This window comes from Thermococcus nautili (assembly GCF_000585495.1).
Classification (GTDB): Archaea; Methanobacteriota_B; Thermococci; order Thermococcales; family Thermococcaceae; genus Thermococcus; species Thermococcus nautili.
Map to the genome: position 1 here is coordinate 177,298 of NZ_CP007264.1, position 23,874 is coordinate 201,171.

25 protein-coding genes and 1 CRISPR repeat array are annotated in these 23,874 nt (G+C 53.8%); of the genes, 17 read left to right on the forward strand and 8 right to left on the reverse strand.

The features are described 5' to 3' along the window. Nucleotides 1-3: 3 nt before the first annotated feature. The 4 genes from cas5b to cas1b are packed head-to-tail and all read left to right on the forward strand — an operon-like array spanning nucleotide 4 to nucleotide 4,297. The gene (gene cas5b, locus BD01_RS01010; RefSeq protein WP_042689013.1) at nucleotides 4-621 is read left to right on the forward strand and encodes a type I-B CRISPR-associated protein Cas5b; all 618 of its coding nucleotides are present in this window, start codon (nucleotides 4-6) and stop codon (nucleotides 619-621) included. Next, nucleotides 618-2,795, forward strand: coding sequence for a CRISPR-associated helicase/endonuclease Cas3 (locus BD01_RS01015; RefSeq protein WP_042689016.1), 2,178 nt, complete (start codon nucleotides 618-620; stop codon nucleotides 2,793-2,795). The genes cas5b and BD01_RS01015 overlap by 4 nt, the downstream gene beginning before the upstream one ends. After that, nucleotides 2,792-3,307 (forward strand): CRISPR-associated protein Cas4, encoded by a 516-nt coding sequence (gene cas4, locus BD01_RS01020; RefSeq protein WP_042689017.1) that lies wholly within the window; start codon nucleotides 2,792-2,794, stop codon nucleotides 3,305-3,307. The genes BD01_RS01015 and cas4 overlap by 4 nt, the downstream gene beginning before the upstream one ends. A 9-nt stretch (nucleotides 3,308-3,316) precedes the next feature. Beyond that, nucleotides 3,317-4,297, forward strand: a complete 981-nt coding sequence (gene cas1b / locus BD01_RS01025) for a type I-B CRISPR-associated endonuclease Cas1b (RefSeq protein WP_042689018.1) — start codon at nucleotides 3,317-3,319, stop codon at nucleotides 4,295-4,297. On the opposite strand, the gene cas2 is transcribed toward cas1b, so the two are convergent. Continuing rightward, nucleotides 4,294-4,551 (reverse strand): CRISPR-associated endonuclease Cas2, encoded by a 258-nt coding sequence (cas2, locus tag BD01_RS01030; protein ID WP_042689020.1) that lies wholly within the window; start codon nucleotides 4,549-4,551, stop codon nucleotides 4,294-4,296. The two genes, cas1b and cas2, sit on opposite strands and share 4 nt — an antisense overlap. A 512-nt stretch (nucleotides 4,552-5,063) precedes the next feature. Beyond that, nucleotides 5,064-7,501: a CRISPR direct-repeat array (repeat unit 30 nt; unit sequence GTTGCAATAAGACTCTAGGAGAATTGAAAG). A 58-nt stretch (nucleotides 7,502-7,559) separates the two neighbouring features. Continuing rightward, entirely contained in the window at nucleotides 7,560-8,258 is a 699-nt protein-coding gene (locus tag BD01_RS01035) for an acetate--CoA ligase family protein (RefSeq protein WP_042689023.1), read from the reverse strand. A gap of 142 nt (nucleotides 8,259-8,400) precedes the next feature. On the opposite strand from BD01_RS01035, the gene BD01_RS01040 reads away from it, so the two are divergent. Next, nucleotides 8,401-9,669: a DUF4139 domain-containing protein gene (locus tag BD01_RS01040; RefSeq protein WP_042689025.1), complete on the forward strand. Its 1,269-nt coding sequence runs from the start codon at nucleotides 8,401-8,403 to the stop codon at nucleotides 9,667-9,669. On the opposite strand, the gene BD01_RS01045 is transcribed toward BD01_RS01040, so the two are convergent. Further along, nucleotides 9,666-9,902: a hypothetical protein gene (locus BD01_RS01045; RefSeq protein ID WP_042689027.1), complete on the reverse strand. Its 237-nt coding sequence runs from the start codon at nucleotides 9,900-9,902 to the stop codon at nucleotides 9,666-9,668. The two genes, BD01_RS01040 and BD01_RS01045, sit on opposite strands and share 4 nt — an antisense overlap. A 91-nt stretch (nucleotides 9,903-9,993) precedes the next feature. Between BD01_RS01045 and BD01_RS01050 the strand changes: the two genes are divergently transcribed. The 3 genes from BD01_RS01050 (at nucleotide 9,994) to trmBL2 (ending at nucleotide 15,298) form a co-directional block, all read left to right on the forward strand. Then, the gene (locus tag BD01_RS01050; RefSeq protein WP_051482142.1) at nucleotides 9,994-10,494 is read left to right on the forward strand and encodes an SWIM zinc finger family protein; all 501 of its coding nucleotides are present in this window, start codon (nucleotides 9,994-9,996) and stop codon (nucleotides 10,492-10,494) included. A gap of 39 nt (nucleotides 10,495-10,533) precedes the next feature. Beyond that, complete coding sequence (gene rgy, locus BD01_RS01055; protein ID WP_042689032.1) at nucleotides 10,534-14,208, forward strand: reverse gyrase; 3,675 nt, start codon at nucleotides 10,534-10,536, stop codon at nucleotides 14,206-14,208. A 295-nt stretch (nucleotides 14,209-14,503) separates the two neighbouring features. Further along, nucleotides 14,504-15,298 (forward strand): HTH-type transcriptional regulator TrmBL2, encoded by a 795-nt coding sequence (gene trmBL2 / locus BD01_RS01060; protein WP_042689033.1) that lies wholly within the window; start codon nucleotides 14,504-14,506, stop codon nucleotides 15,296-15,298. 71 nt (nucleotides 15,299-15,369) lie between these two features. Here the strand turns inward: trmBL2 and BD01_RS01065 are convergent, their stop codons facing one another. The 3 genes from BD01_RS01065 to BD01_RS01075 are packed head-to-tail and all read right to left on the reverse strand — an operon-like array spanning nucleotide 15,370 to nucleotide 16,629. Beyond that, entirely contained in the window at nucleotides 15,370-15,582 is a 213-nt protein-coding gene (locus BD01_RS01065; protein ID WP_042689035.1) for an ArsR family transcriptional regulator, read from the reverse strand. Then, nucleotides 15,579-15,899 (reverse strand): Sjogren's syndrome/scleroderma autoantigen 1 family protein, encoded by a 321-nt coding sequence (locus tag BD01_RS01070; protein ID WP_042689038.1) that lies wholly within the window; start codon nucleotides 15,897-15,899, stop codon nucleotides 15,579-15,581. Before BD01_RS01070 ends, BD01_RS01065 begins: the two co-directional genes overlap by 4 nt. A gap of 4 nt (nucleotides 15,900-15,903) precedes the next feature. Next, nucleotides 15,904-16,629 carry an arginase family protein gene (locus BD01_RS01075; protein WP_042689041.1) on the reverse strand — a complete coding sequence of 242 codons (726 nt, stop codon included), beginning with the start codon at nucleotides 16,627-16,629 and terminating at the stop codon, nucleotides 15,904-15,906. Between the two features lie 138 nt (nucleotides 16,630-16,767). Here BD01_RS01075 and hxlAB point away from each other — a divergent pair, with 138 nt between their 5' ends. Genes hxlAB through BD01_RS01100 form a run of 5 tightly spaced genes read left to right on the forward strand, consistent with a single transcriptional unit; the run spans nucleotide 16,768 to nucleotide 20,383 of the window. Then, nucleotides 16,768-17,988, forward strand: coding sequence for a bifunctional 3-hexulose-6-phosphate synthase/6-phospho-3-hexuloisomerase (hxlAB, locus tag BD01_RS01080; RefSeq protein ID WP_042689044.1), 1,221 nt, complete (start codon nucleotides 16,768-16,770; stop codon nucleotides 17,986-17,988). An 8-nt stretch (nucleotides 17,989-17,996) separates the two neighbouring features. Beyond that, nucleotides 17,997-18,761, forward strand: a complete 765-nt coding sequence (locus tag BD01_RS01085; RefSeq protein ID WP_042689047.1) for a hypothetical protein — start codon at nucleotides 17,997-17,999, stop codon at nucleotides 18,759-18,761. Further along, nucleotides 18,742-19,377 (forward strand): TIGR02253 family HAD-type hydrolase, encoded by a 636-nt coding sequence (locus BD01_RS01090; protein ID WP_042689049.1) that lies wholly within the window; start codon nucleotides 18,742-18,744, stop codon nucleotides 19,375-19,377. Before BD01_RS01085 ends, BD01_RS01090 begins: the two co-directional genes overlap by 20 nt. Beyond that, nucleotides 19,377-19,559 carry a hypothetical protein gene (locus BD01_RS01095; RefSeq protein ID WP_042689052.1) on the forward strand — a complete coding sequence of 61 codons (183 nt, stop codon included), beginning with the start codon at nucleotides 19,377-19,379 and terminating at the stop codon, nucleotides 19,557-19,559. Before BD01_RS01090 ends, BD01_RS01095 begins: the two co-directional genes overlap by 1 nt. Further along, nucleotides 19,556-20,383 (forward strand): DUF4392 domain-containing protein, encoded by an 828-nt coding sequence (locus tag BD01_RS01100; protein ID WP_042689053.1) that lies wholly within the window; start codon nucleotides 19,556-19,558, stop codon nucleotides 20,381-20,383. Before BD01_RS01095 ends, BD01_RS01100 begins: the two co-directional genes overlap by 4 nt. On the opposite strand, the gene BD01_RS01105 is transcribed toward BD01_RS01100, so the two are convergent. Together BD01_RS01105 and BD01_RS01110 are read right to left on the reverse strand one after the other, a co-directional pair. Further along, nucleotides 20,373-20,735, reverse strand: coding sequence for a hypothetical protein (locus BD01_RS01105; protein WP_042689056.1), 363 nt, complete (start codon nucleotides 20,733-20,735; stop codon nucleotides 20,373-20,375). The two genes, BD01_RS01100 and BD01_RS01105, sit on opposite strands and share 11 nt — an antisense overlap. Next, nucleotides 20,722-21,525 carry a hypothetical protein gene (locus tag BD01_RS01110; RefSeq protein WP_042689058.1) on the reverse strand — a complete coding sequence of 268 codons (804 nt, stop codon included), beginning with the start codon at nucleotides 21,523-21,525 and terminating at the stop codon, nucleotides 20,722-20,724. Before BD01_RS01110 ends, BD01_RS01105 begins: the two co-directional genes overlap by 14 nt. 131 nt (nucleotides 21,526-21,656) lie before the next feature. Between BD01_RS01110 and BD01_RS01115 the strand changes: the two genes are divergently transcribed. The 4 genes from BD01_RS01115 to BD01_RS01130 are packed head-to-tail and all read left to right on the forward strand — an operon-like array spanning nucleotide 21,657 to nucleotide 23,828. Next, entirely contained in the window at nucleotides 21,657-22,139 is a 483-nt protein-coding gene (locus BD01_RS01115; RefSeq protein ID WP_042689060.1) for a hypothetical protein, read from the forward strand. Nucleotides 22,140-22,144: 5 nt separating this feature from the next. Further along, on the forward strand, nucleotides 22,145-22,498 hold the full coding sequence (locus BD01_RS01120) for a roadblock/LC7 domain-containing protein (RefSeq protein ID WP_015859493.1): 354 nt from the start codon (nucleotides 22,145-22,147) through the stop codon (nucleotides 22,496-22,498). Nucleotides 22,499-22,511: 13 nt separating this feature from the next. Continuing rightward, the gene (locus tag BD01_RS01125) at nucleotides 22,512-23,177 is read left to right on the forward strand and encodes a DUF2226 domain-containing protein (protein WP_042689063.1); all 666 of its coding nucleotides are present in this window, start codon (nucleotides 22,512-22,514) and stop codon (nucleotides 23,175-23,177) included. Between the two features lie 30 nt (nucleotides 23,178-23,207). Continuing rightward, nucleotides 23,208-23,828, forward strand: a complete 621-nt coding sequence (locus BD01_RS01130; protein WP_042689067.1) for an HD domain-containing protein — start codon at nucleotides 23,208-23,210, stop codon at nucleotides 23,826-23,828. The last annotated feature ends 46 nt before the right edge of the window (nucleotides 23,829-23,874 follow it).

Sequence of the window (23,874 nt, forward strand, 5' to 3'; positions counted from 1 at the left end):
CCCATGATACGGGTCAAACTGAGGGCGTGGACTGCTTCCTTCCGCTATCCCACTTTTCAATCGGGCCACCAGCCGACACTACCGGTTCCCCCACCCTCAACGGTTCAGGGAATACTCTCCGCGGCGAAGGGTGAGCCTGTCTACCTAACCGAGCTCCCCTACGTCGGCTACGTCTTCAGGAGCGAAGGTAAAGGCCTTGACCTCGAAAAAATCTACGCCCTCGGAAAGGTCGAGACGGACATAATGAGGCGCGAGTTCCTCTACAACGCCGAGCTTTACCTCTACCTCCCAGATGAGTGGGCGGAACACTTCAGAAGGCCAAGGTATCAGCTCCTCCTCGGCCGTTCGAGCGACGTGGCGACGGTTGAGGAGATAAAAGAGGTTAGTCTGGAGGAAAGGGAAGCCCCGGTCGGCGGGACCGTCCTTCCGGTGAGTCTCGGAGTTCCTGGCGTCGTTCACGCCCTCGTCGTCGAGTACGACTATTCGGTAACGCCAAGGAAAGCAAGGCTCGTCAGGCCCTTCGTCGTCCTGCCGTTTCCAAGGGGCAAAGCGCCGAGGCTGAAGCTCCCCTACGACGAGGAACTCGGGGTCGGCGTTTACCTCCACAGGTGGCGCGAATGAGGGTCTGCTACGCCAAGTTCCTTCCGCACGATTTCCTTGAGTGCCATACCAACGACGCGATAAACGTGCTGAGGAGCATGAAAGGGGCGTTCAAGTGGCTTGAGGAGTTCTTCCCCCGCATCTGGGAGCTTTCCTTTTACTCCGTTCTTCTCCACGACCTCGGCAAGTGTGCGAGCGGGTTCCAGAGGGACCCCCGAAAGTGGGGCTATCGGCACGAGATACTCTCGACACCATTTACGGCCTTCCTCGACCTTCCCGAGGACGAGAGAAACCTCATTGCACTCGCAATCCTCACCCACCACAGGACCCTCGACGAGCTTGAAGAGATACTGCCCAGCGGGGAACACCGTGCGGAGTTCGAGGACAGGGTGGAGGAGCTCCTCCAGAACAGGGACTACATTGAGGGCATTTTCTTTGAACGTGTTCCCTACTGGGAGCTGTATTTCTTCGGAAGGCGGAAGGGCCTTTTCAACCCCCCGGAAGACTGGGCCGAGCGAATTATGAACTACGACTTCGACTCCCTGCTAACTTGGTATGAGCGGAACTCCCAAAAGTACTGGAACGAGCTAGTCTTCCTCCGCGGAATCCTCAACGCCTCCGACCACCTCGCTTCAGCCGGTGAGCTTGCCGTTCGCCTGTTGTCTGACATAAGAACTGCCGTTGAGGCAAGGGTTCCGCCCGAGCGCTGGAGGCCTCTCCAGAGGCGGGCGGGAGAAACTGAGGGCAACCTAATCCTCCGCGCACCCACGGGCTATGGTAAAACCGAGGCTTCCCTCCTCTGGGCTGACAGGAACGCCTTCCGAACCAAGAAGGGAGTGGCGAGCAGAATCTTCTACGTCCTCCCTTACAAGGCCAGCATAAACGCCATGCACTCGCGCCTTTTGGCGCTCTTCCGCGAGCCCGAACTCGTTGGGGTTCTGCACAGCTCTTCAGCCTTCTACCTCTACTCCTCAGAGCTTGAATACAGGCGCCTCTCCTCGCTTTACCGGAAGATTTACACGCCCCTCAAGGTTACAACGCCTTTCCAGCTCATGAAGCCTTTCTTCGGCGTCGGCTTCCCTGAGATGGGCCTGATGGAGCTAACTGGTTCGCTCCTAATCTTCGATGAGATTCACGCCTACGAGCCGAACGTCCTCGGAATAATCCTCGCGATGCTCGAACTGCTGAAGGAGAGAAAGACCAGAACCCTCGTGATGAGCGCAACCCTGCCCGAGTTCCTTGAGGAGCTCTTACGCGAAGCTCTCAACCCCAAACTGTTAACCGCTCCTCCTGAAGATGCTGACAGATTCACGAGGCACCGCGTGAACGTTATAGACGGCTCAATGGACGAGGTTGAAGAACTGCTCGCCGAAGTTCCGGCGGATGGTCCCGTTTTAATTGCCTGCAACACCGTATCGAGGGCGATGGAGGTTTATTCCCGCCTGAGCGAGGACCACAACGCCATGCTCCTCCATAGCAGGTTCACCTATGGAGACAGGGAGGAAAAGGAGAGGAATCTCCTCGCAGACCTGAACAACTACGACGTCGTTGTTGCGACGCAGGTAGTTGAAGTCTCGCTCGACATAAGCTTCTCGACGATAATCACCGAGCCTGCTCCCCTCGATGCACTCATTCAGCGCTTCGGCAGGGTGAACAGGAGGGGATTTGGAGAACCGCGGGACGTCCATATCCTGACGAAAGGTGGAGACGGAGACAAAAAGATATACCCGATAGAGGTCGTGAAGGAGAGTCTCAAACTCCTCGAGGAGCTCAACGGAAAACCTCTCCTCGAATCCTTGGTTCCAGAACTCGTTACCCGTGCGTATGAACCTCTGGCGAAGAAGCTCACGGAGGAGGTGTTAACGTACAGGGAGCAGGCCCTCGAACTGTTCAGGGGCCTAAAGCCTCTGAAGGGCGGGGAGAGCGAGAGGAGATTCTATGAGATGTTCCACGGCCTTGAGGCGGTTCCCGGGGTCTATCAGGACAGGGTTTTGGAGCTGATTAACCACGGGCGGTCAATCGAGGTTTACCGCTACCTCGTGCCGGTTCCAATGTGGCTGTACCTGAGTGAAAGTGACGCCTTTCACAGGCTCTCTGACAGGGGGCCGGGGAAGTACGTGCTTGTTGCGGAGCTCGAGTACAGCCCGGAACTGGGCCTCCAGCGGGAACCGAGGGAAGGAGGGGACATAATGTGAGCTCCGAGGAATATCCAATCACCGACCTCCTCATCACCGGCACAGAGATAAACTACCTCTTCATCTGCCCGACGAAGCTCTGGTACTTCGCGAAGGGCATCACAATGGAGCAGGAGAACGAGTGGGTTGACCTCGGCAGGTTCCTTCACGAGCAGCGCTACGCCAACGAGGAGAAGGAAGTCCTCGTTGGGAGCATAAAGATTGACTTCATTCGGCGGGGCGATACCATAGAGGTTCACGAGGTCAAGCTCGGCAAAAGCATGGAGAAGGCCCACGAAATGCAGGCGCTCTACTACCTCTACTACCTCAAAAAGCTTGGCATAAAGGCAAAGGCCGTCCTCCACTACCCGAAGCTCAACGAGACAAAAGAGGTAACTCTCGACGGCAGAGAGGGTGAAATCGAGAAGGCGATAAAAGAAGTTGAGCGGATTAAATCTCTCCCGGCTCCACCGAAGCCCGTTAAATCGAAGAAATGCCTCAAATGCGCTTACTACGAACTCTGCTGGGTTTGAGGTGGTCGCATGAGGAAGCGCTCCCTGACCCTGCTCTCGGACGGAACGCTTTTCAGACGGGAGAACACCCTCTACTTCGAGAACGAACGCGGCAGGAAGCCCCTCGCGGTTGAGGGAATTTACGACATCTACATCTATGGACACGTGACGATAACTTCTCAAGCTCTCCATTATCTGGCCCAGAAGGGTATATCCGTTCACTTCTTCAACCACTACGGCCACTACGATGGGAGCTTTTACCCCAGGGAAAGCCTCAACTCAGGGGATTTGGTCATCAGGCAGGCAGAGCACTATCTCGACCGAGAGAAGCGCCTCAAACTGGCGAGGCTCTTCGTTAGGGGAAGCGCCCTCAACATGGAGCGGAACCTGAGGCGCTGGAAAGTTAATGATGGCTTCTCTGAGGAGCTGAGGGAACTCCTAGAGGAACTTGAGGGGGCGCGGAAGATAACAGAGGTCATGAACGTCGAGGCGAGGATTCGCGAGGCCTACTATTCGAGATGGGACGGTCACCTTCCAGAGGGTTTTAAGATAGTCAAACGCACTCGTAGACCGCCGGAGAACGAGATGAACGCCCTGATAAGCTTCCTCAACTCAAGGCTCTACGCGACCATTGTGAGCGAGCTCTACAACACCCAGCTTGTCCCTACCGTCAGCTACCTTCACGAGCCCGGGGAAAGGAGGTTCTCCCTTGCCCTCGACCTGAGCGAGATTTTCAAGCCGATTGTAGCGGACAGGCTCGCGACGAGGCTCGTAACCAAGAGAATGCTCTCGAAGGAGCACTTTCGGGAGGAGCTCAACGGTGTCCTCCTGACGAAGGAGGGGATGAAGAAGGTCCTTTCCGAGTACGAGAAGGAGCTCACGAAGAGCGTTAAACATCCAGAGCTGAAGAGGAACGTCACGAAGAAAAGGTTAATTCGTCTTGAGGCTTACAAGCTCATCAAGCACCTCGTTGGGGTGAAAGAGTACGAACCGCTGGTGGCGTGGTTTTAAATAATATCCTCCATCGGGTTCTTCTCCGTTCCGAGGACGTCGCGCAGTGGCTGGGAGCGGAGGCGATAGATTACCACCGAATCCTCGCTTTCGTCTATTATTTCCCTCAGACCGGCCTTGATGCGCTCGTATTCCGCCCTCGTGACCTCGCCCTCGAAGACGCTGTTCTGAACCCAGTGAAGGTGCTGGCGGAGAAACTTCTTCACGTGATTAACGCGCTTCACGTTAACGTCGTAGACCACGATAATGTACATGGGACCACCATCAAAGTTTTAGGTCGAGGAATTTTAACTTTTCCGATGCATCACGCTCAGAACGCTCTGATTTTGGATAGCGACCACCATAGCGGAGAAAGCGCAAAAACCTTCCCCAATATCACCAGGAAATCGATTTTTATGCGCTAAAAAACTAGAACATATTGTTATATTTTTGTTGCAATCCATTCCAAATTTCCTTCCAAATACTGAGATAAAGGTGTGCCTGGTCCAGATTCGCCCAATCCCTGTTTAAATCTGACCGTTTTTCATAAAAGGAGATTTTATATCAGCTTCCAAGAAATCGCTGGCGCCAACCCCTCGGCATTTGACAGTACTTATTCCGGGATTGATACAAATCGGGTAAAAGACGGCATCGCCACCTTTGTAAGTGGGTTTATTCCCTCAACCACGACTAACAAGACCTTCGAAATTAGCACCAATCTCCGGAAAGGCTTAAATATCGAGAGGTCTTCTCTCTTTGTTGGGCGAAAGAATGAATTTCGCGCCCTGTTGCAATAAGACTCTAGGAGAATTGAAAGCTTTTGTTGTCTTGTCCGCTACGTCGTCCGGCACCCGGTTGCAATAAGACTCTAGGAGAATTGAAAGTCATGAAGTCGTCACGATTAAGGAAAAAGTGTAAAACGTTGCAATAAGACTCTAGGAGAATTGAAAGCTGTTTTTCAGTCGTCAAGCCAAGCAACGCAAAAAGGTTGCAATAAGACTCTAGGAGAATTGAAAGGAAGTTCCGGCGTCAAATGTAACACTCTTTATCTGCAGTTGCAATAAGACTCTAGGAGAATTGAAAGCTGTTTTTCAGTCGTCAAGCCAAGCAACGCAAAAAGCGTTGCAATAAGACTCTAGGAGAATTGAAAGAATTTTCAGGTTCTAGCCAGCCCAAAGGACCAACTTCGTTGCAATAAGACTCTAGGAGAATTGAAAGCCTCCTGTTGTGTTATAGTTATAGTCTCATTCTAACTCGTTGCAATAAGACTCTAGGAGAATTGAAAGCGAACTCCGGTTTTCCTCATGCCATTTCGTGTGCTCCGTTGCAATAAGACTCTAGGAGAATTGAAAGTATTGAGCATTGGATTACTTTTCGTTGGGAATGTAGAGTTGCAATAAGACTCTAGGAGAATTGAAAGAAAAATTTTCAGTCCAGTTCCTTGAGAACATTAGAGAGGTTGCAATAAGACTCTAGGAGAATTGAAAGGGGTCTCCCTCACCATTGACCTTGACGCCATAAGCCGTTGCAATAAGACTCTAGGAGAATTGAAAGATCCCCCAAACCATAGCCCAAGCCCGAGGCCAATAAGGTTGCAATAAGACTCTAGGAGAATTGAAAGTATTTGTCTTTTATCGTCAATCTCAACGTCCCATCGAGTTGCAATAAGACTCTAGGAGAATTGAAAGCCTCCTGCGCGGGATTCTCCTTTTCACAGCCCTACCCAGTTGCAATAAGACTCTAGGAGAATTGAAAGAAAGTATGGCCCTGTGAAGAGGATTGGCTTTGAGCTAGTTGCAATAAGACTCTAGGAGAATTGAAAGACGAGGTTTGGGTGAAGCTCAGCGAGGGCGGTCTCTAGTTGCAATAAGACTCTAGGAGAATTGAAAGGAGACGGGGAAACGACGGAGAGTAAAGAACTGGAGGGGTTGCAATAAGACTCTAGGAGAATTGAAAGTGCGGCCAGCTCCGACCAGAAGCAGGCGATTCTGAAGTTGCAATAAGACTCTAGGAGAATTGAAAGGTTATCATATCCCACTCGCCACGTGCTGTTCCTCCATGTTGCAATAAGACTCTAGGAGAATTGAAAGGATTTTGAGCTGAAATACAGGCAACCCCTAGCCAGGTTGCAATAAGACTCTAGGAGAATTGAAAGGACCGGTGTCGAGCATCTGCTTGATTTCTGAAGCGTAGTTGCAATAAGACTCTAGGAGAATTGAAAGCTCGTGCTTGGTCAGGCGCTTTCCTTCGGCAACCTTCGTTGCAATAAGACTCTAGGAGAATTGAAAGTGACTGCTGTCGTGCCGATGGGGATGAGTGGCTTCCGTGTTGCAATAAGACTCTAGGAGAATTGAAAGGAGGTGGTGGACAATGAATGAGCGCATCTTGAAGGAGGTTGCAATAAGACTCTAGGAGAATTGAAAGGGGCGAGGAACATTGACATCGTTGGGTGGTTTGTGGGTTGCAATAAGACTCTAGGAGAATTGAAAGAGGGTTGCGTTCTGCTGGAAGGAATCCCAGAAAGGGTTGCAATAAGACTCTAGGAGAATTGAAAGCGCTATAAACCCGACGTGTTTAAACACGTTGCGATGTGTTGCAATAAGACTCTAGGAGAATTGAAAGCTTTGCAGGGACGTCGTTTTATTATTCCGCATACCGGGTTGCAATAAGACTCTAGGAGAATTGAAAGCCGTAAACGTGCTCGGAGACCCAGCGGGGCACTTCCGTTGCAATAAGACTCTAGGAGAATTGAAAGACCCCAAGGAGGATAAGAAGCTCGCCGAGAGCATGTTGTTGCAATAAGACTCTAGGAGAATTGAAAGAGCGAACTACTTTCCCGGCTTAAATTCGGGAATAAAGTTGCAATAAGACTCTAGGAGAATTGAAAGGGGTGCAGAGCTGCTGGACAAAGTAGGCGATAGGCTGGTTGCAATAAGACTCTAGGAGAATTGAAAGGTACGTTGAGAAGGGCGTTTATGCAATCAAGTTCAGCGGTTGCAATAAGACTCTAGGAGAATTGAAAGTTCACCGCCCAGAGCATTTACCACGCCAGCATTGACGTTGCAATAAGACTCTAGGAGAATTGAAAGAAGGGGCTTTCTTTTTGCGTGGCATCACTTAGCACCCCCCTGTTGCAATAAGACTCTAGGAGAATTGAAAGCAAGGAGAACCGCGTCGAGTACCTGAAGAAGAAGCGTTGCAATAAGACTTGAAGAGACTCAAAAGCCCCGTGCCCTTTGAGCTAAGTTCCAAAATTTAGGCAGAGAAAAAGGGCAAAAAGCCCTCAGAGAAGCATCCTCGCGTCGACGGCAACGGCGCCGTCCTCGTAGGCGAAAATCGGGTTGATGTCGAGCTCCTTAATCTCGGGAAGCTCGAGGGCAAGCTCGCCGACCTTGACGATGATGTCAGCCAAAGCCTCGATGTCCACCGGCTTCTCACCGCGCGCTCCGGCGAGAATCGGGTAGGCCTTGATTTCCTTAATCATCTCAAGGGCTTCCTCCTTGGTAATCGGGGCGACGCGGAAGGAAACGTCCTTGAGAATCTCGACGAAGATTCCACCGAGACCGAACATGATGGCCGGGCCGAACTGCGGGTCGCGTATCATACCGACTATGACTTCCTTGCCGAGCGGGAGCATCTTGTAGATTATGACGCCCCAGAGGTCGGCGTCGGGCTTGTACTTCTTGGCGTTCTCCATGATGGTCCTGAAGGCCTCCCTGGCTTCCTCGTCGTTCTTGATGTTGACCTTAACACCACCGGCGTCGCTCTTGTGGATAATCTGCGGAGAAACGATTTTCATGACGACGGGGTAGCCGATTTCACGGGCGAACTTAACGGCTTCCTCCTCGTTGGTCGCGACCTTGAAGTCCGGAACCGGGACGCCGTAAAGGCGGAGTATCTCCTTTGCCTCGGGCTCAACGAGGGGCCTGTTCTCGGCCTTGGCCTTCTCGATTATCTTCCTTGCCTCTTCGACACGGCTCATCTCAATCACCTCGTAAGCTTGACGTTTATCACTCAGAGGGGAAGGTTAAAAGGGTTTCCATTTGCAAAGTTTTGGTTCAAGCCCGGTTGAAGCCGTGGGTGACTATAAATAGGACAAAGGCCAAAGTTAATTGGTGAGCAGTATGAGGAAAAGGTTCTTTCCCTTGGTCGTTTCGCTCGTTGTCATTGTTCTCGTAGCCCTCTCCTTCCAGGGGGAGAAGGCCTCGACGAGTGACGTTACGGTTGCACTCTACAGTTCGGCGAGCGTTGGGGTCATCGAGCGAACCTTCGAGGTGGAGCTGAAGGCCGGGATAAACGAGGTTCCGCTGAAGGAGCTTTCCGGCCTGAACCTGGCGGAGGTCAGCGTCAGACCCCTCGACGACGGCGTCTCGGTCATGGGGCTCTTCGGTAGCAGTGAGAGCAAAGTTGGGAGCGACGTTGAGGTCGGTCTGAAGAACGGGAAGGTTATAGCTGGAAAATACCTCGGAACCCGGGACGGGAAAATAGCGGTCGAGGGGGACGGCTACTACCTGATAAACCCGAACGAGGTCGCCTACTTCAAAACGAAGGACCTCGGAGGGTCGAGCGTTTACGCCGTCCTCAGGTCGGAGAAGGCCGGGAAGTTCAGGGTGAGCGTCACCTACCGCGTTTCCGGGATAAGCTGGGAAAGCAGGTACAGGCTCTACATCGGTGACCAGGCCGAGCTCAGGGGTTACGTTGTCATAAAGAACCCCACCGACAGGGAGTTCAGCGATGCCAAAGTTCTCCTAGTCGCTGGAGACGTCAGCTTTTACTCCACATACACCCAGCCGCGGAACCTTTATGAAAAGGCGGGGGATACGAGCGAGGTAACGGTTGGCTCCCCTGAGAAGGTTGAGGCCTTCTACCTCTACCGCCTCGGCGTTGCGGACATCAAAGCGGGGAGCACGATGGTCTACCCCTACGTCGAGCTGAGGGCTCCTTTTGAGAGGGAGTACCTCTACGAGAGCTGGGCCTACGGCGGTGAGAGGCCCGTCTACGAGTCGATTTCCTTCAAGACGGACAAAGTCCTTCCAGCTGGAACCGTGGAGATTTTCAAGGAAACTCGGGATGGGGAGCTCTTCATAGGCGAGTCGAGAATCGGGCACACGCCGAAAGGCGATACCGTCAGGATAGGCATCGGCAGGGACTACGAGCTCAAAGGCACCACGACCGTCCTCGAGCGGAGCAACGATGGAAAACACTACAAAATCAGGATAACCCTCCAGAACTTCGGGAACGAGACGAAAACCGTTATCGTCCGGCACCACAAGTGGGGTAAGGTGACCTACGCCAGCCTTCAGCCCCTCGACGAGACGGCCGACTACGTCGAGTTCTCGGTGACCCTGAAGCCCGGGGAAAAGAGGGAGATAACCTTTGAGTACGGGAGTTAGCTCTTCCGCAGGGTTATCTCGAAGCCCTTATCTCCTTTTGTCACGTCCATGACGAGGCTCTTGTCGTAGTCTATGAACTTCGTGCCCACGATGTTGTAGCCCTCCTTCCTGAGGAAGTCGGCCATCTTAAGCCCCAGGTCGTCGAAGAACTCGGCCGCCATCGTGGCCAGGCTCGGCTCCTTTATCCCAAGCTCGTCGTGATACCTCCTCGCCAGCTCAAAAACGTCGCTCATGATGACCACCGATGATAGTATTCCTTGGCGTTAAAAACCCTTTCGCCGAAAGGCTTAAATTCATCCGGACTAACCCCAAGGAGTGGTAAAGATGGCGAGGGTTCTCTGGGTCGTCAAGGCAGGCGATAGGCTCTACTCCAAGGTCTTGGGGGAGTATCCGTACTACGTTGAGGTTGACCTTTCCACCGGCGAAAGCCTCTGCACCTGCCCGCTCGGCGGAAACTGCCCCCACGTCTCTGCGGTGGTTGAGACCTACGAGAAGGGCCTGTACTTCGACGCAGGAAGCGAGGGGCCCCTGAATCCCGAATCGCTCGCGTGGGCCTATCTATCAGAGGTTCCCCGGCTGGCGCTTGAGGTCACCCTTGCGGAGCTCTTTAACTCCCTCAGAAGGGACGAGAGCGGGAGCGAGACGGCGATGCTCTTCCTCCGCGCGTTGAGACTCGTCCGCGAGACGAAAGCCGAGGAGTACCTCCACCCTCTCGGCGAGGCCCTCGATGAGCTGTCGGCTGTTTTCCACGATTATCCCCTCGTGAGCAGGCTGAGGGAAGCCTACGAAGGGGTCAAAAACGCCCTCCAAAAGGAACCCTTATAAGGGCTTACCAGCCGAAACACCAACTTAGAGGGTGGGAATATGAAGGCGATTTACAGGGAGGCCTGCCCAAACTGCTCGGGTAGAATCTCCGACGAAAGGCTCGTGATGAAGAACCCCTGTGATGAGTGTCTCGATAATCCCGTCACCGCTGAGGACTACTTTGAGCTCGTGAAGGCCGTGAGAGAGGCGCTCAAGGAGAGAAAGAAGCTCAAGGCCTGGGAGGAAATCTACTCCCTCGAAAAGGGGCTCAGGGACGTTGAGAAGTTCTTCGAGGAGGCCACTGGCTTTAGGTTCTGGAGCGCCCAGAGGACGTGGGTCAAAAGGCTCCTCAAGGGAAGGAGCTTCTCAATAATCGCTCCAACCGGAATGGGCAAGAGCACCTTTGGAGCGTTCATGTCCGTCTACTACGCCACGAAGGGCAAGAAGAGCTACATAGTCGTCCCCACGACGCCCCTGGTAATCCAGACCATAAGAAAGGTTCAGGCGATAATCGAGAGGACGGGGCTCAGCGTTAACCTCGCCTACTACCACGGCAACCTCAGGAAGAAGGAAAAGGAAGAGATGCTCGTCAAAATTGAAAGCGGGGACTACGATATACTCATAACGAGCGCCCAGTGGTTAGCCAGAAACTTCGACGAGAAGCTGAAGGGCAGGCACTTCGACTTCATCTTCGTTGACGACGTTGATGCCTTCCTCAAGGCGAGCAAGAACATAGACCGCTCTCTCCTCCTCTTAGGCTTCACCGAGGAAATCATTGGCAAGGCGTGGGAAATCATAAGGCTCAAGAAGCAGATGAGTAAATACCTGAACGGTAGAGCCGAAGACAGGGATGAGAGGCTGAAGGAGCTCAACGAGGCCATAGAGAAGCTCCAGCGCGAGATTGAGGAGTTCAAGAGGAAGAACGACATTGGAATCATGATTATCGCCTCGGCAACCGGTTCGGCAAGGGGCGACAGGATAAAGCTCTACCGCGAACTGCTCGGCTTCGAAGTCGGTTCCGGAAGGAGCGCGCTGAGGAACGTCGTGGACAGCTACCTGAAGCCGAGCAAAGACGTTAAGGAGCACGTGGAGGAGCTCCTCAGGAAACTCGGGAAGGGCGGCCTGATATTCGTTCCCATTGACCAGGGGCTGGGTTACGCCGAGGAGCTCGTGAACTACCTCAGGGAAAGAGGTTTTGCGGTTGAGCTCGCGAGCTCGAAGAACAAGAAGGCCGTTGAGAGGTTTGAGAACGGCGAGGCCGATTATTTGGTCGGCGTCGCAACCTACTACGGCTCGATAGTCAGGGGTCTGGATTTGCCCCACCTCATCCGCTACGCGGTCTTCACGGGTGTTCCCAAGTTCCGCTTTAGCATAGACCTTGAGAGGCCCACCATATACCGCGCCCTCGGTCTGCTGGGCGAGGTCATGGACTTCCTTGACGATGAGGACAGGAAAACTGCAGAGAAGCTCCACGCGAGGCTCAGAAGGCTGATTAGAAACATCCCGCAGTTCGAGCTCCTAAAGATTGAGGAAGCCTTGGCGGAGGGCCTTCCCATCGAGAACGACTTCCACAAGACGGTTCTCAACGTATTCCGCGAGCTGGTTGAGTTCCTGCGCGAGGTCCTGAAGAAGGAGGACGTCCTCAAGAGGCTCGCGGAAGACCCCTTCGTCAGCCTCGTGAAGGAAGAAGGCAAGTGGTTCATCGAGATTCCAGATGTTAGGACATACATCCAGGCAACTGGGAGGACGAGCAGGCTCTTCGCGGGCGGAATAACGAAGGGACTCAGCGTCCTAATAGTGGACAACGAGAAGGTCTTCAACGGCCTTGTCAGGCAGATGCGCTGGCGCTTCACAGAGTTCAAGATGGTGCCCTTCGAGGAGCTCGACCTTGAGAAACTCCTGAAGGAGATAGACGAGGACAGGGAGAAGGTAAGGCTCGTAATGGAGGGCAAGATAAGCTCGAAGGTCAAAGACCTCGTCAAATCGGCCCTCATGATTGTGGAGAGCCCCAACAAGGCCAGGACGATAGCCAACTTCTTCGGCAGGCCGAGCAAGAGGCGCATCGGTGATTTGGTTGCCTACGAGGTGAGCATAGGCAACAGACAGCTTACGATTCTCGCGAGCGGGGGGCACATGTTCGACCTCGTCACCGACGAGGGCTACCACGGCGTCCTAATCGAGCGCGAGAAGGACATGCTCAGGTTTATTCCCGTCTACGACACCATAAAGCGGTGCCGTGACTGTGGCTACCAGTTCGTGGACTGGGAGAAGAAAGGCATCTGCCCGCGCTGTGGCTCAACGAACGTCCGCGACGCCCTTGAGAACGTCATCGCGATGCGCGAGATTGCCCAGGAGGTCGACGAGATACTCATTGCGACCGACCCCGATACGGAGGGTGAGAAGATAGCCTGGGACATAAGGAACATTCTAAGCCCCTACACGCCGAACATCAAGAGGACGGAATTCCACGAGGTCACGAGGCCGGCCATACTGAAGGCAATAGAGGAAGCCAGGGACGTGAACGAGAACCGCGTCGAGGCCCAGATTGTCAGGCGCATAGAGGACAGGTGGATAGGCTTCGAGCTGAGCGGTGAGCTCCAGAGGGTCTTCGAGAACAGGAACCTCTCCGCTGGCAGGGTTCAGACGCCCGTTCTCGGCTGGATTATCGAGAGGTATAAGGAGTTCAGCGAGAGCGAGGTCTACTTCCTCGGCTTAACGCTTGAGAACGGCCTTCAGGTAACGGTTGAGCTTGGAAAGGACGGCAAGGACGTCGAGCCACCGGAGTACGTTACGGTGGAGGATGTCCAGCTTGAGGAGAGGGAACTCAACCCCGCCCCGCCGTACACGACCGACGCAATGCTCCGCGATGCCTCGACGTTCCTCAAGCTTTCGGCCCCGGAGACGATGCGCTTGGCCCAGGACCTCTTCGAAATGGGTCTCATCACCTACCACAGAACCGATTCAACCCACGTGAGCAACGCGGGAATAGAGGTTGCCAAAGAGTACATAACGAGCGAGCTCGGCGAGGAGTACTTCAAGCCGAGACCCTGGGGTGAAGAGGGCACGCACGAGGCCATAAGGCCGACGAGGCCCATCGACACGGGCAGGTTGATGCAACTCATTCGCGACGGCGTAATCCAGCTCCCGAGGAACCTCACGCGCAACCACTACAGGCTCTACGACATGATATTCAGGCGCTTCATGACGAGCCAGATGGTTCCTGCGGTCGTTCTCCACGAGAGGGCGGTGATAAACGCGGGCGTTGGAAAGGTCGAGCTCGAGGGTTACGTCGAAATCATCAAGGACGGCTGGACGAAACTCAGAAACCCGCCCATGAGGCAGTTGCCGAAGCTTGAGCAGGGCGCGAAGCTCAAAGTGGTTGAGTCCAAGAAGTGGAAGGCGCCGAAGGTTTCCCTCTACACGCAGGGCGACATAATAGCCCTGATGAAGGAGCGCGGTATTGGAAGGCCTTCAACGTACGCGAAAATCGTTGAGACCCTCATACGACGTGGCTACGTTGTCGAGACGAGGGGCAGGAAGAAGCTCGTTCCGACGGAGAAGGGCATAAAGGTCTACCACTACCTCGTCAGCAAGTACCGTGAGCTGGTGAGCGAGGAGCGCACGAGGGAGCTTGAGAAGCTCATGGACCTAATCGAGGAAGGAAAGGCGGATTACATGAAGGTGCTGAACGACCTTTACGTCGAGATTAGGCGATACGTTTACGGGGAGGGGTAAACGGGGATGTTTATCCCTCCGTACTTTAGGTAACTATTTTTGGTCATCTCAGCCCCCATTTATAATCGGGTAGTGAAACTTTGGTTTACGGTTGTTGTTTTATTTGAGGGTAAAACCAAAAACCTTAAAATCCCTCTTTGAGTAATGCCTTTGCATGTCTATGCAACCCGGGTTTTATCTCGGGGAGTCACTAGTTGCAATCTGAGTGTGTTTGTATGCAACACTCCCAGTGTTTGGAAAAAGTTTATAATGGATTCCTTCGAAAATATGAATAGAAAATGTGGTGGTGGTAAAGATGGTTAAGGACAGGATGGTGGAACTCCTTCAGGAGCACTTCGAGTTGAACCTCTACGAGGCTAGGGCGTACGTCGCCCTCGTCGGCTTCGGCGTTCTCACCCCTGCCGAGCTCGCCAGCGTCTCCGAGGTTCCCGCGCCGAGGACCTACGACGTCCTCAGGAGCCTCGAGAAGAAGGGCTTTGCCATTAGCCAGCCGGGCAAGGTCAACAAGTACAGGCCCGTTCACCCGGAGAACATCCTCGAGAAGTTCATCGAGGAGTGGCAGGAGCGCGTCAAGGAGGAGCTTGAGGCCAAGAAGCAGGCGAAGGAGGAGCTCCTTCAGCTCATGAAGCCCCTCATCGAGACCGAGATTCCGAAGTACGGTGTCGAGCGCGTTTGGGTTGTCAGGGGAATCAGAAACGCGACCCTCAAGACCAGGGAGATGTTTGAGGACGTTAAGGAGCAGATTCTCCTCGCCGACGACGGCTACATAGCCATCAACCTCGAGAGCGACCTCCTCAAGGCCATCGACAACGGCGCCAAGGCCAAGATAATCGTCACCGAGCCCGTACTCAAGAGGATTGAGGGCTCGAAGATTCTTGACTACGCCAAGAAGGGCAAGCTCGAGCTCAGGGTCCTCGACAAGTTCGACCTCCCGATGCTCATCTGCGACGACGAGGTCTTCTTCGCCCTCGAGGACATGGCCGCGCGCTACTTCAACTACGAGACCCAGGTCTGGATTAAGGACTTCAGGATTAAGGCCCTCTTCGAGGCCAAGTTCAACGAGTACTGGGAGAAGGCCAAGAAGGTCTGATTCCCCTTTCTTTTTGTTTCCGCTTATCGTTTTTGGATTCTGAATATGAAATCCGAATATGAAAAAAGAGGTTAGACGTACTTGAACTCCTCTTCGAGCTCGTCTCTCTCCTTCAGCTTCCAGTAGAGCTTGCCGTCCTTCTGGTAGCTCTCGACCTTTCCGCTCTCGGCGAAGCGGAGCAGGTAGCGCCTTACCTCCATCGGCTTGATGCCGGTCTCTTCGGCTATCTCCTCAACCGTCTTCGGGCCGTTTTCGAGGGCCTTAAGGACCTTCACGTTCTTCATTCCCCTCCCTCCAGAGCCTTGTACCTTTCCAACAGGTTGATTATCAGCTCCATAACCCTTAAGTGTTTCTCAAGCTCCTCGATGTCGTCGGGCATTGAGTTCGCCAGCTCGGTGAGCTTCTCCATGAGCCTCTCCTCAACCCCTTTCATCTCGCTCGCCATCTGCTTCTTCCTGTGCTCACAGACCGGACAAAAAACTCTGCCGTCCTTCTCGAAGAGGGGGGAGCCACACTTGGGGCAGTGTCTGTCGAGCATCTTCGCGCCGGACAGCATCAGGGGCATGATTATCTTCCGTATCTCCTCGTCGCTAATCGACATGGCATCACCCCATCAGGAGCTGAAAGACCTCGAAGAAGGCCTTCTTTCCGAGCCTTGAGCGTCTAAGCCTGTCGGAAATCTCAGCTATGTCGAAGGCGATTATTTTGAAGTTCTCCTTTATTGCCTCAAGGATTTCAAGGAGTTCCTCGAGCGTCAGCTCCCCGTGCTGGAAGCGGGCTATCCTGTACTCGGGCCTCAGAACGTCCATATCGACGGTCAGGTAGATTTCCTCGCCGAGGTACTTCTTCGCTTCGCCTATTATCTCCTCGACCGAGTTCGTCTGGAAGTTCTTGTAGGCCCTCCACTTTCCGCGAACTTTCCTGCTCCTTAGCGTTGCCGGGAAGACCTTGACGCGCCTCGTCCAGAGCTGGGTTCGCTCGGTCGTTGGAATCATGAGAACCGGGGCCATCACAGCGGCCCTCTCGATTAGCCTTCGCTCGAGGGCGTAAGCCAGCCATGAGCCGTGGTCGAGGTAGTCGTGCATTAAATCGGTGTGGGCGTCAACGCTGATTAAAGATTTGGGCTGGAGCTTCTCTATTATACCGTAGGTGGCGAGGTGCTCACCGATTATGTAAGCCCTGTCCTGGGGAACCCTGTCCGCGAGCAGTTCGACCCTGCTGGCTTCGACGATGACGTAGTCGTCAATCAGCTTGTTCCTCTTCAAAAGCTGGAGCGCGTAGAGCACGCCTTCCCTGTTGGGTCTCTCGCCGAAGGGGATGAAGGTGACCATTCAACCCACCGAAAAGGATTAGGGGCTTCTTTTTTAAACCTTGACGAAAATTTTCGGCATTTTTTTGTAAATTTTCAAAGCCAAACTTTAAAAAGTCGCCCCGAAACCATAAATCGAAAACCTTTCGGAGGTCTCGCCATGATACTCCAGGTCGCCCTTGATTTGACCGACATCGAGCAGGCCATCTCTATAGCTGAGAAGGCCGCTCGCGGTGGCGCTCACTGGCTTGAAGTCGGGACGCCACTCATCAAGAAGGAAGGCATGCGTGCCGTTGAGCTTCTCAAGAGACGCTTCCCGGACAGGAAGATTGTCGCCGACCTCAAGACGATGGACACCGGAGCTTTGGAAGTCGAGATGGCCGCGAGGCACGGAGCGGACGTCGTTTCTATTCTCGGTGTCGCGGACGACAAGACCATAAAGGACGCCGTTGACGTCGCGAGAAGGTACGGAATTAGGGTTATGGTTGACCTAATCGGCGTCAAGGATAAGGTCAAGCGCGCCAAAGAGCTCGAAAAGATGGGCGTTCACTACATACTCGTCCACACGGGTATAGACGAGCAGGCCCAGGGCAAGAGCCCCCTGCAGGACCTTGAGGAGGTCGTCAAGGCCGTTAAGGTTCCCGTCGCGGTCGCCGGCGGTCTGAACCTTGAAACGATTCCGAAGGTCATAGAGCTCGGCGCGACGATAATCATCGTCGGAAGCGCCATAACCAAGGCCAAGGACCCGGAGAAGGTCACGAGGCAGATAATCGACCTCTTCTGGGGCGAGTACATGCAGACCATCAGGAAGGCCATGAAGGACATCGTTGAGCACATAGGGAACGTTGCCGACAGCCTCAAGCTCGAGCAGGTTCGCGGCTTCGTTGATGCCATGATTGGGGCCAACAAGATATTCATCTACGGGGCAGGAAGGAGCGGGCTCGTCGGAAAGGCCTTCGCTATGAGACTAATGCACCTCGACTTCAACGTCTACGTCGTCGGTGAAACCATAACGCCCGCCTTCGAGCAGGGCGACCTGCTCATAGCCATCAGCGGTTCCGGTGAGACTACGAGCATAGTCGATGCTGCAAAGATAGCCAAGAAGGAGGGCGGAAAGGTCGTTGCCATAACCTCCTACGCTAACTCGACCCTCGGAAAGCTGGCAGACGTCGTCGTCGAGATTCCGGGAAGGGCAAAGACAGACATCCCGACCGACTACATAGCGCGCCAGATGCTCACCAAGTACAAGTGGGTCGCCCCGATGGGAACCCTATTCGAGGACTCGACGATGGTGTTCCTTGACGGTATCATAGCCCTTCTCATGGCGACCTTCCAGAAGACCGAAAAGGATATGAAGAAGAAGCACGCGACCCTTGAGTGAGGGTTGCGATGCGCTCTTTCACTCATCTTTTTGTTGGAATCGGCAACGCTGGAGCCAGGATAGTCGACAGGATAAGCGCCGACGGCGTGGTTAGGGTGACAATCAACCCCGGCCACTACCTTCTGCGCCCGGGGCGCTACGCGGAGAGAATCAGGGACTTCTTCTCGCACCTGCCCGAGGACACCTTTCTGTGGCTTCTCTTCGAGGACAAGGAGATAAACCTCGAACTGGTTGACCTTATCCTCGAACACAGCCCCTCGGACGCGATAAAGCTCGCCTACGTCCTCACGCCGAGAAGGGAACTCATCCACGAGAAGCCAGTTTGGGCTGATAACTTCGAGACCGTCTTCTACGACTCCCTCTGGGACTTCCTGAGCGAGGACGTGCCTTTGGGGGTTGCCTTCGAGCGGGCATCGGTTTCGATAGCCGAGCTCTTTTCGAGGCTCTACTACTACCTCGAAAACCAGATGCTGGTCAACATAGACTACGCCGACCTGTTCAACATGATTCGCGGGGGCAACGTCGGCATAATGCGCCTTCTCGATAGGGTTGATTTCAGCTGGCACTGGGGAATATGGGAGAGGGGTCTGATAGGAATCCTCGTCGGGAACGACTTCCCACTGAAGGGGGCCCACGAGATACTGTCGCGTTTCCAGGAAATCCTCGCCGAGAAGGATATAATATGGGGCATCGTGACCGATGAGAACGTTAAGGGTGTCGAGATACTCGCGTTGCTCGTGAAGGGGTGGGAGGATGAAGGCGGTTCTCTTTGACGTTGATGGAACCCTGCTCACGGAAATGCCACTTATTCAGCTCTTCCTCCCCTGGGTCTACGATGAGCTCGCGAAGAGGCTCGGGGTCACCAAGGAGGAAGCGAGGGAGCGGTTCCTCAACGAGATTATGGCAAGGAGGGACACCTACGACTGGCACGACTGGAACTTCTTCTTCCGGCTCTTCAACGTTGACCTCAACTACGAAGAGCTCCTGAGAAGGTATCCCCACAAGCTCCACGTTTACCCTGACGTTACACCAACGCTGGAGTGGCTGAGGGAGAGTGGATACCGCTTAGGAGTCGTCACGAGCGGGCCCGAGTACCAGAGGCTCAAGCTCGAACTTACCGGGCTCGATAAATACTTCGACGTAATCGTGACGCGGGAGGACGTGAAGGCAATAAAGCCCGAGCCGAAGATTTTTCTCCACGCCCTTGAAAGGCTCGGTGTTGAGCCCGGCGAGGCTCTCTACGTTGGCGACTCCCTCAGCCAGGACGTTTACGGGGCCAAGCACGTTGGAATGAGGGCCGTCTGGATTAACCGCGACGGCTCGGACGGCTATCACATGGCCGATTACGAGATTAGAACCCTCCACGAGCTTAGGAAGATACTGGGGTGATGGGTATGAAGGTGTTCGAGGCGGAGGGTGTTTTCGTCCGCTACTCGGAGAAAGAGGTTGAGATAAGGCCCGGAGATAAACTCGTCCACAGGAGTGAGGAGCCAACGGAGCTCTGGTGGAAGCTTAAGGAGGCTGTCAAGGGCAGGAAGGTCAAGATAATAGTTTACGAGGTGGAAGAATGATTGCCCACCTGATAAACACCGACGTCGGTGGCAGGGGCGTCGGAAGGCTCTATCTCGACTACAGGAGGAGGGACTTTAATTTTTTACATAATTCTGCAAAGCTGTTTTTAGATAATTATGGAAAAGTGCTAATCGTTACCGGCTTTCCAATTCCTCCAATGAACGTTCCGGAAACCGACGGTCCACCGGGGGCGCTGGCGCTGTACCGTGCCGTCAGGGAGCTCGGCGGGGAAGCTGAGATTCTCGCTCAGGAAGAGGTCATCAACGCGATGATTCCCTTCCAGAAGGCCCTTTCCCTGCGCTTTGCAGGGGAACCAGACGTCTCAAGCTACGACCTCGTAATCTTCGTCGAGACGCCCGGAAAGGCTCAGGACGGCAACCACTACTCCATGTCCGGCCTTCCGGTCGTTGGAGAAACCTTTGACTGGGTCGCGGAGGAGGCTAAAGAACATGGAATCCCGACGATTGGAATCGGCGACGGGGGCAACGAGATTGGTATGGGGAAGGTTCGGGATTTGGTGGTTCGCTACGTCCCGCACGGGGAGAATATAGCCTCTACAATCGAGACCGATGAGCTTATCCTCTCTGCTGTCTCTAACTGGGGGGCCTATGGTCTGATAGCCCAGGCCTCTCTGGAGCTCGGGAAGAACCTTCTCTCCGGCTGGGAGGAGGCCTTCGTCGTCAGGCTCCTCGTTGAGAGTGGCCTCATTGACGGCGTCAGCAAGAAAAGGGAAGTGAGCGTCGACGGGATTCCAATCGAGGTTCACGTTGCTTTCGTTAAGTTTCTGAACGGGATTGTCGAGTTCAATCTCTCTAAAGTTTGAGCTCCTCCCTTGTGGCCAGTTTCAGTTCTTCAATTTCCTCCCAGGTGAGGACTCTTGTGCCCTTTGTCAGCATCATCACGTCGCTCGTGACCTGCAGGATGCAGTAAACCGCGCTTGGGGTTATCACAAGGTAGTCGTTGGAGGGCTCTATCTCCGCCAGTCCCTTCTTGAGCTCGGGCAGCTTTGCGGAGAGCTCCTCGGGGGATTCAAGCGTCCCGCCTATGGGCAGGCCCTCGGTAGTTGCGAGAAGGAAGCCGCTTATTTCGAACTTTCTGAGGAGCATATCTTTAAAGTCCAAAAACTCTTGGCTCTCCGGTCTCAGAAGTTTCCTAAGCCTATCAAGCAGGCCCATCTTTACCAACCTCCATCCCAATGCGTTTCATATATGATGAACACGAGGTCTCGACGAGTTCAACTCCCCGCGTTTTGAACCATTCATACGGATTCTCATGGGAGATTTCTTTTGAAATCCTCCTCGAAAGCCGTTTTTGAATTCGAATTAGCTCCTCTGAGGTTATCCACTGGTATTCGACTCCAAGGTTCTTTAGGTGCCTCGTCAATTTGTTGTCTTTGCCTCTGGTTGGAACGAGCGGAGGCGTTCTTGAGAGAAGAATGAGGGTTCGCTTTCCCTTCAGGCACTCTAAAACTCCATCGATTGTGTCTATGATGGGTTTGAGCCTGAGTGACTCTGCAAGCTTCCACAGAAGTATTTTGCAGTTTTTGACATCAACCATGAGGAGGAGTCTGTTGCGCTGTTCCTTCAGCGTGATGTGGAGAACTAGAATCCCAACGACCGCGTCCCACTCAAGAAGCGTTTGAAGGATTTCTCCCGAGATTTGCTTTGTTCTGTGCTCCCTGATGACGCTCCAAACCTTGTACCGAGATATTTTAACCCCCGTCTTCAAGAGGTGGTTGTGGATTTCCTCTATGGTATGCCCCCGCTCCTTTAAATCGACTATGAGGTTTACTATTTCTGATGGAAGTTCTTTCTTTTTCCTGCCTGGAGTTTTAATCTGTTTCGTTTTAAGAACCTGGAGTACGCGCCTTCGCGACACGCCCAGCACCGCCGCGATTTCATCGAGCTTCATTCCATCCTCTCGAAGCTTCAGTATCCTTTCAACGTCCTCTGGTTTGAGCTTCATAGGTCGTTGTGTGCTACTAATTTGGCAGGTTTATATAACTAATGCGAAATCTTTTCCAAATAATAGGCGGCAAATATTATATCGCGTCGTGACATCGTGTTGCTGACCTGCCCCTTCGAGGGGTGTCACCCATGACGGAGGCGAAGGTCGTGGAGAGGGTTAATGAGAGGTCTGAGGAAATGGCGACTAAAATAAACAACCTGATTCTCTACGGAATATACAAAGTCCTCGGGGCTGGAGCCAAGGGACTTGGAAACTCTGTTGGTGAGGAGCTTTTGAATACAATGATGGAGGAGTACGGACTAAACTTTGAGGGAAGCGATGACCCCCAGGAGCTCCTCAACCGCTTCACAGAGGTTATGATAAACACCCTCGGGTTTGCCGAGAGGGGTGAAATCATCGTGAACGGAAACAACGTCACCTTGAAGCTCGACAATCCCATGGACCTGTACGCCCTTCAGCTACTCGAGAAGAAGGGCATGAAGCCCATGCTCTACCCGATGGCCAACGCCATAGCCGTCGCCATCAAGAAGTTCAGCGGAAAGAACGTCCTGATTAAGGAAATTCGCGTTTCGGACAAGCACGTTGAAGTTGATATGCTGATTCTGGGGTGATGTGAATGTTTGAGAACGTTATTGCAGACCTTCTCAGGGTTGATGGCGTCAAGGGAGTTGCCATAGTGAGCAAGGACGGTCTCCTCATCGAGGGTCAGGCGAGCGACAGGACGATAGACGTTGAGAGCGTCGCCGCGATGGTCGCGACCATCTACGGTACTGCACTCAACGTGTCCAATGAGGTCTTCCACGAGGAAGCCGTTGACATGGTCACGCTCGAATCGCCGAAGGGCAAAATCATTACCGTCGAGGCGGGTGAAAACGCGGTCCTGACGGTTCTCACAGACCCGAAGGTCAACCTCGGTCTCGTCAGGATTTACCTCAAGAGGAACGCCCAGAAGGTCGCCTCAATGCTTTAGCCGGTGAAAGCGGATGTTTGGGGGCAAACTGATACGGATAGAAACTAATGAAAGCCTTCCCGAGGTCATTAAAAGCCTCGGGGACGGCTACGTTCTCTTTTCTTGGCGCGAGGGAGGGGACCTTAGGAGGGCGTTTCTTTTCGTTAGCTCTGGGGAGGTTGTTGGAGCGTTCGTGGAGTCAGTGCTCCAGGGCTACGCCAGGGAGGGAGAGGCCGCAGTGGAAGACATAGAAAATGCGTTGGCGGGAGGGTTAGTAAGGGCCTACGAACTCTATGCGGCATCATCCAGGGAGATACTCTCCGAAAGACCGACACTCCGCGTGAGTTCGTTTCCCTTCGCGAGCATCAGCGGCGATAACGTTGAGGGCCTGCTAAAGCTTTACCGCTCCTTCAGCGGTTGGCTTCAGGTTCGCGCTGGAGACAGAGAGTGGCGCTTGGTCGTTGAAAACGGCATGACACTTAAGGCTCATTTAACTGGGGAGAACCTGCTCGGCGACGAGGCTGTTCTATCGCTCCTCAGGGAATTCGGCCACGTAATCAAAAACGGTACATACCGCTTCTTCTCGGGAACCGCTAGACTCCCCGAGGGAAGTGAAGTCGTTGAGCACTCAACTTCCTTCCTTGACGTCGTTGAGTCTTTCCAGCTAAAGAGGGTCATTGAGTCCGGGTTATCCTTTTAAACCCCTTCCTTTTTCTCCAACCGATGCGCTATGAAGCTTGAGGAGTTCATACCCGACGCCAGGACGCGGGCGCTCATAGAGAGGACGCGCGAGTTCGCGAGGGGTTTCTTTGAGAGGGAGGGAACGCACGGATTCAGCCACGTGGAGAGGGTCTTCAACCTCTGCATGCACATAGGCAGGGAGGAAGGGGCGGACCTCGAAGTCCTCGCCCTCGCCTCGCTCCTCCATGACATAGCGAGGCCCCTTGAGGACGCCGGCAAAGTTGAAGACCACGCGGTAGAGGGCGCGAAAATCGCGAAGCGCTTCCTATTGAGCCTTGGTTATCCGGAGAAGAAGGCAGAGGCGGTGGCTCACGCAATAGAGGCCCACCGCTTTTCGAGGGGTCCGGAGCCGAGAACGCTCGAGGCGAAGATACTCAGCGACGCGGACAAGCTCGACGCGATAGGGGCCATAGGAATCGCGCGCGTTTTCATGTACTCTGGCGAGCACGGAAGGGACATAGAGGCCTCCCTCAGGCACTTCGAGGAGAAAATCCTCAAGCTCAAGGACTTGATGTACACCGAAACCGCGAAGCGCATCGCCGAGGACAGGCACCGCTTTACCGTTGAGTTCATCGAGAGAATTCGGCGGGAAATCGAGGGCGAGCTTTGAGTTCTTCCCCTTTCGGGCCACATAATAACCTTTTTAAAGGGCTTCC

Coding starts and splice junctions, on each gene's coding strand:
- cas5b (WP_042689013.1), top strand. CDS start 4: ATGATACGGGTCAAACTGAGGGCGTGGACTGCTTCCTTCCGCTATCCC.
- BD01_RS01015 (WP_042689016.1), top strand. CDS start 618: ATGAGGGTCTGCTACGCCAAGTTCCTTCCGCACGATTTCCTTGAGTGC.
- cas1b (WP_042689018.1), top strand. CDS start 3,317: ATGAGGAAGCGCTCCCTGACCCTGCTCTCGGACGGAACGCTTTTCAGA.
- cas2 (WP_042689020.1), bottom strand. CDS start 4,551: ATGTACATTATCGTGGTCTACGACGTTAACGTGAAGCGCGTTAATCAC.
- BD01_RS01035 (WP_042689023.1), bottom strand. CDS start 8,258: ATGAGCCGTGTCGAAGAGGCAAGGAAGATAATCGAGAAGGCCAAGGCC.
- BD01_RS01040 (WP_042689025.1), top strand. CDS start 8,401: ATGAGGAAAAGGTTCTTTCCCTTGGTCGTTTCGCTCGTTGTCATTGTT.
- BD01_RS01045 (WP_042689027.1), bottom strand. CDS start 9,902: ATGAGCGACGTTTTTGAGCTGGCGAGGAGGTATCACGACGAGCTTGGG.
- BD01_RS01050 (WP_051482142.1), top strand. CDS start 9,994: ATGGCGAGGGTTCTCTGGGTCGTCAAGGCAGGCGATAGGCTCTACTCC.
- rgy (WP_042689032.1), top strand. CDS start 10,534: ATGAAGGCGATTTACAGGGAGGCCTGCCCAAACTGCTCGGGTAGAATC.
- trmBL2 (WP_042689033.1), top strand. CDS start 14,504: ATGGTTAAGGACAGGATGGTGGAACTCCTTCAGGAGCACTTCGAGTTG.
- BD01_RS01065 (WP_042689035.1), bottom strand. CDS start 15,582: ATGAAGAACGTGAAGGTCCTTAAGGCCCTCGAAAACGGCCCGAAGACG.
- BD01_RS01070 (WP_042689038.1), bottom strand. CDS start 15,899: ATGTCGATTAGCGACGAGGAGATACGGAAGATAATCATGCCCCTGATG.
- BD01_RS01075 (WP_042689041.1), bottom strand. CDS start 16,629: ATGGTCACCTTCATCCCCTTCGGCGAGAGACCCAACAGGGAAGGCGTG.
- hxlAB (WP_042689044.1), top strand. CDS start 16,768: ATGATACTCCAGGTCGCCCTTGATTTGACCGACATCGAGCAGGCCATC.
- BD01_RS01085 (WP_042689047.1), top strand. CDS start 17,997: ATGCGCTCTTTCACTCATCTTTTTGTTGGAATCGGCAACGCTGGAGCC.
- BD01_RS01090 (WP_042689049.1), top strand. CDS start 18,742: ATGAAGGCGGTTCTCTTTGACGTTGATGGAACCCTGCTCACGGAAATG.
- BD01_RS01095 (WP_042689052.1), top strand. CDS start 19,377: ATGGGTATGAAGGTGTTCGAGGCGGAGGGTGTTTTCGTCCGCTACTCG.
- BD01_RS01100 (WP_042689053.1), top strand. CDS start 19,556: ATGATTGCCCACCTGATAAACACCGACGTCGGTGGCAGGGGCGTCGGA.
- BD01_RS01105 (WP_042689056.1), bottom strand. CDS start 20,735: ATGGGCCTGCTTGATAGGCTTAGGAAACTTCTGAGACCGGAGAGCCAA.
- BD01_RS01110 (WP_042689058.1), bottom strand. CDS start 21,525: ATGAAGCTCAAACCAGAGGACGTTGAAAGGATACTGAAGCTTCGAGAG.
- BD01_RS01115 (WP_042689060.1), top strand. CDS start 21,657: ATGACGGAGGCGAAGGTCGTGGAGAGGGTTAATGAGAGGTCTGAGGAA.
- BD01_RS01120 (WP_015859493.1), top strand. CDS start 22,145: ATGTTTGAGAACGTTATTGCAGACCTTCTCAGGGTTGATGGCGTCAAG.
- BD01_RS01125 (WP_042689063.1), top strand. CDS start 22,512: ATGTTTGGGGGCAAACTGATACGGATAGAAACTAATGAAAGCCTTCCC.
- BD01_RS01130 (WP_042689067.1), top strand. CDS start 23,208: ATGAAGCTTGAGGAGTTCATACCCGACGCCAGGACGCGGGCGCTCATA.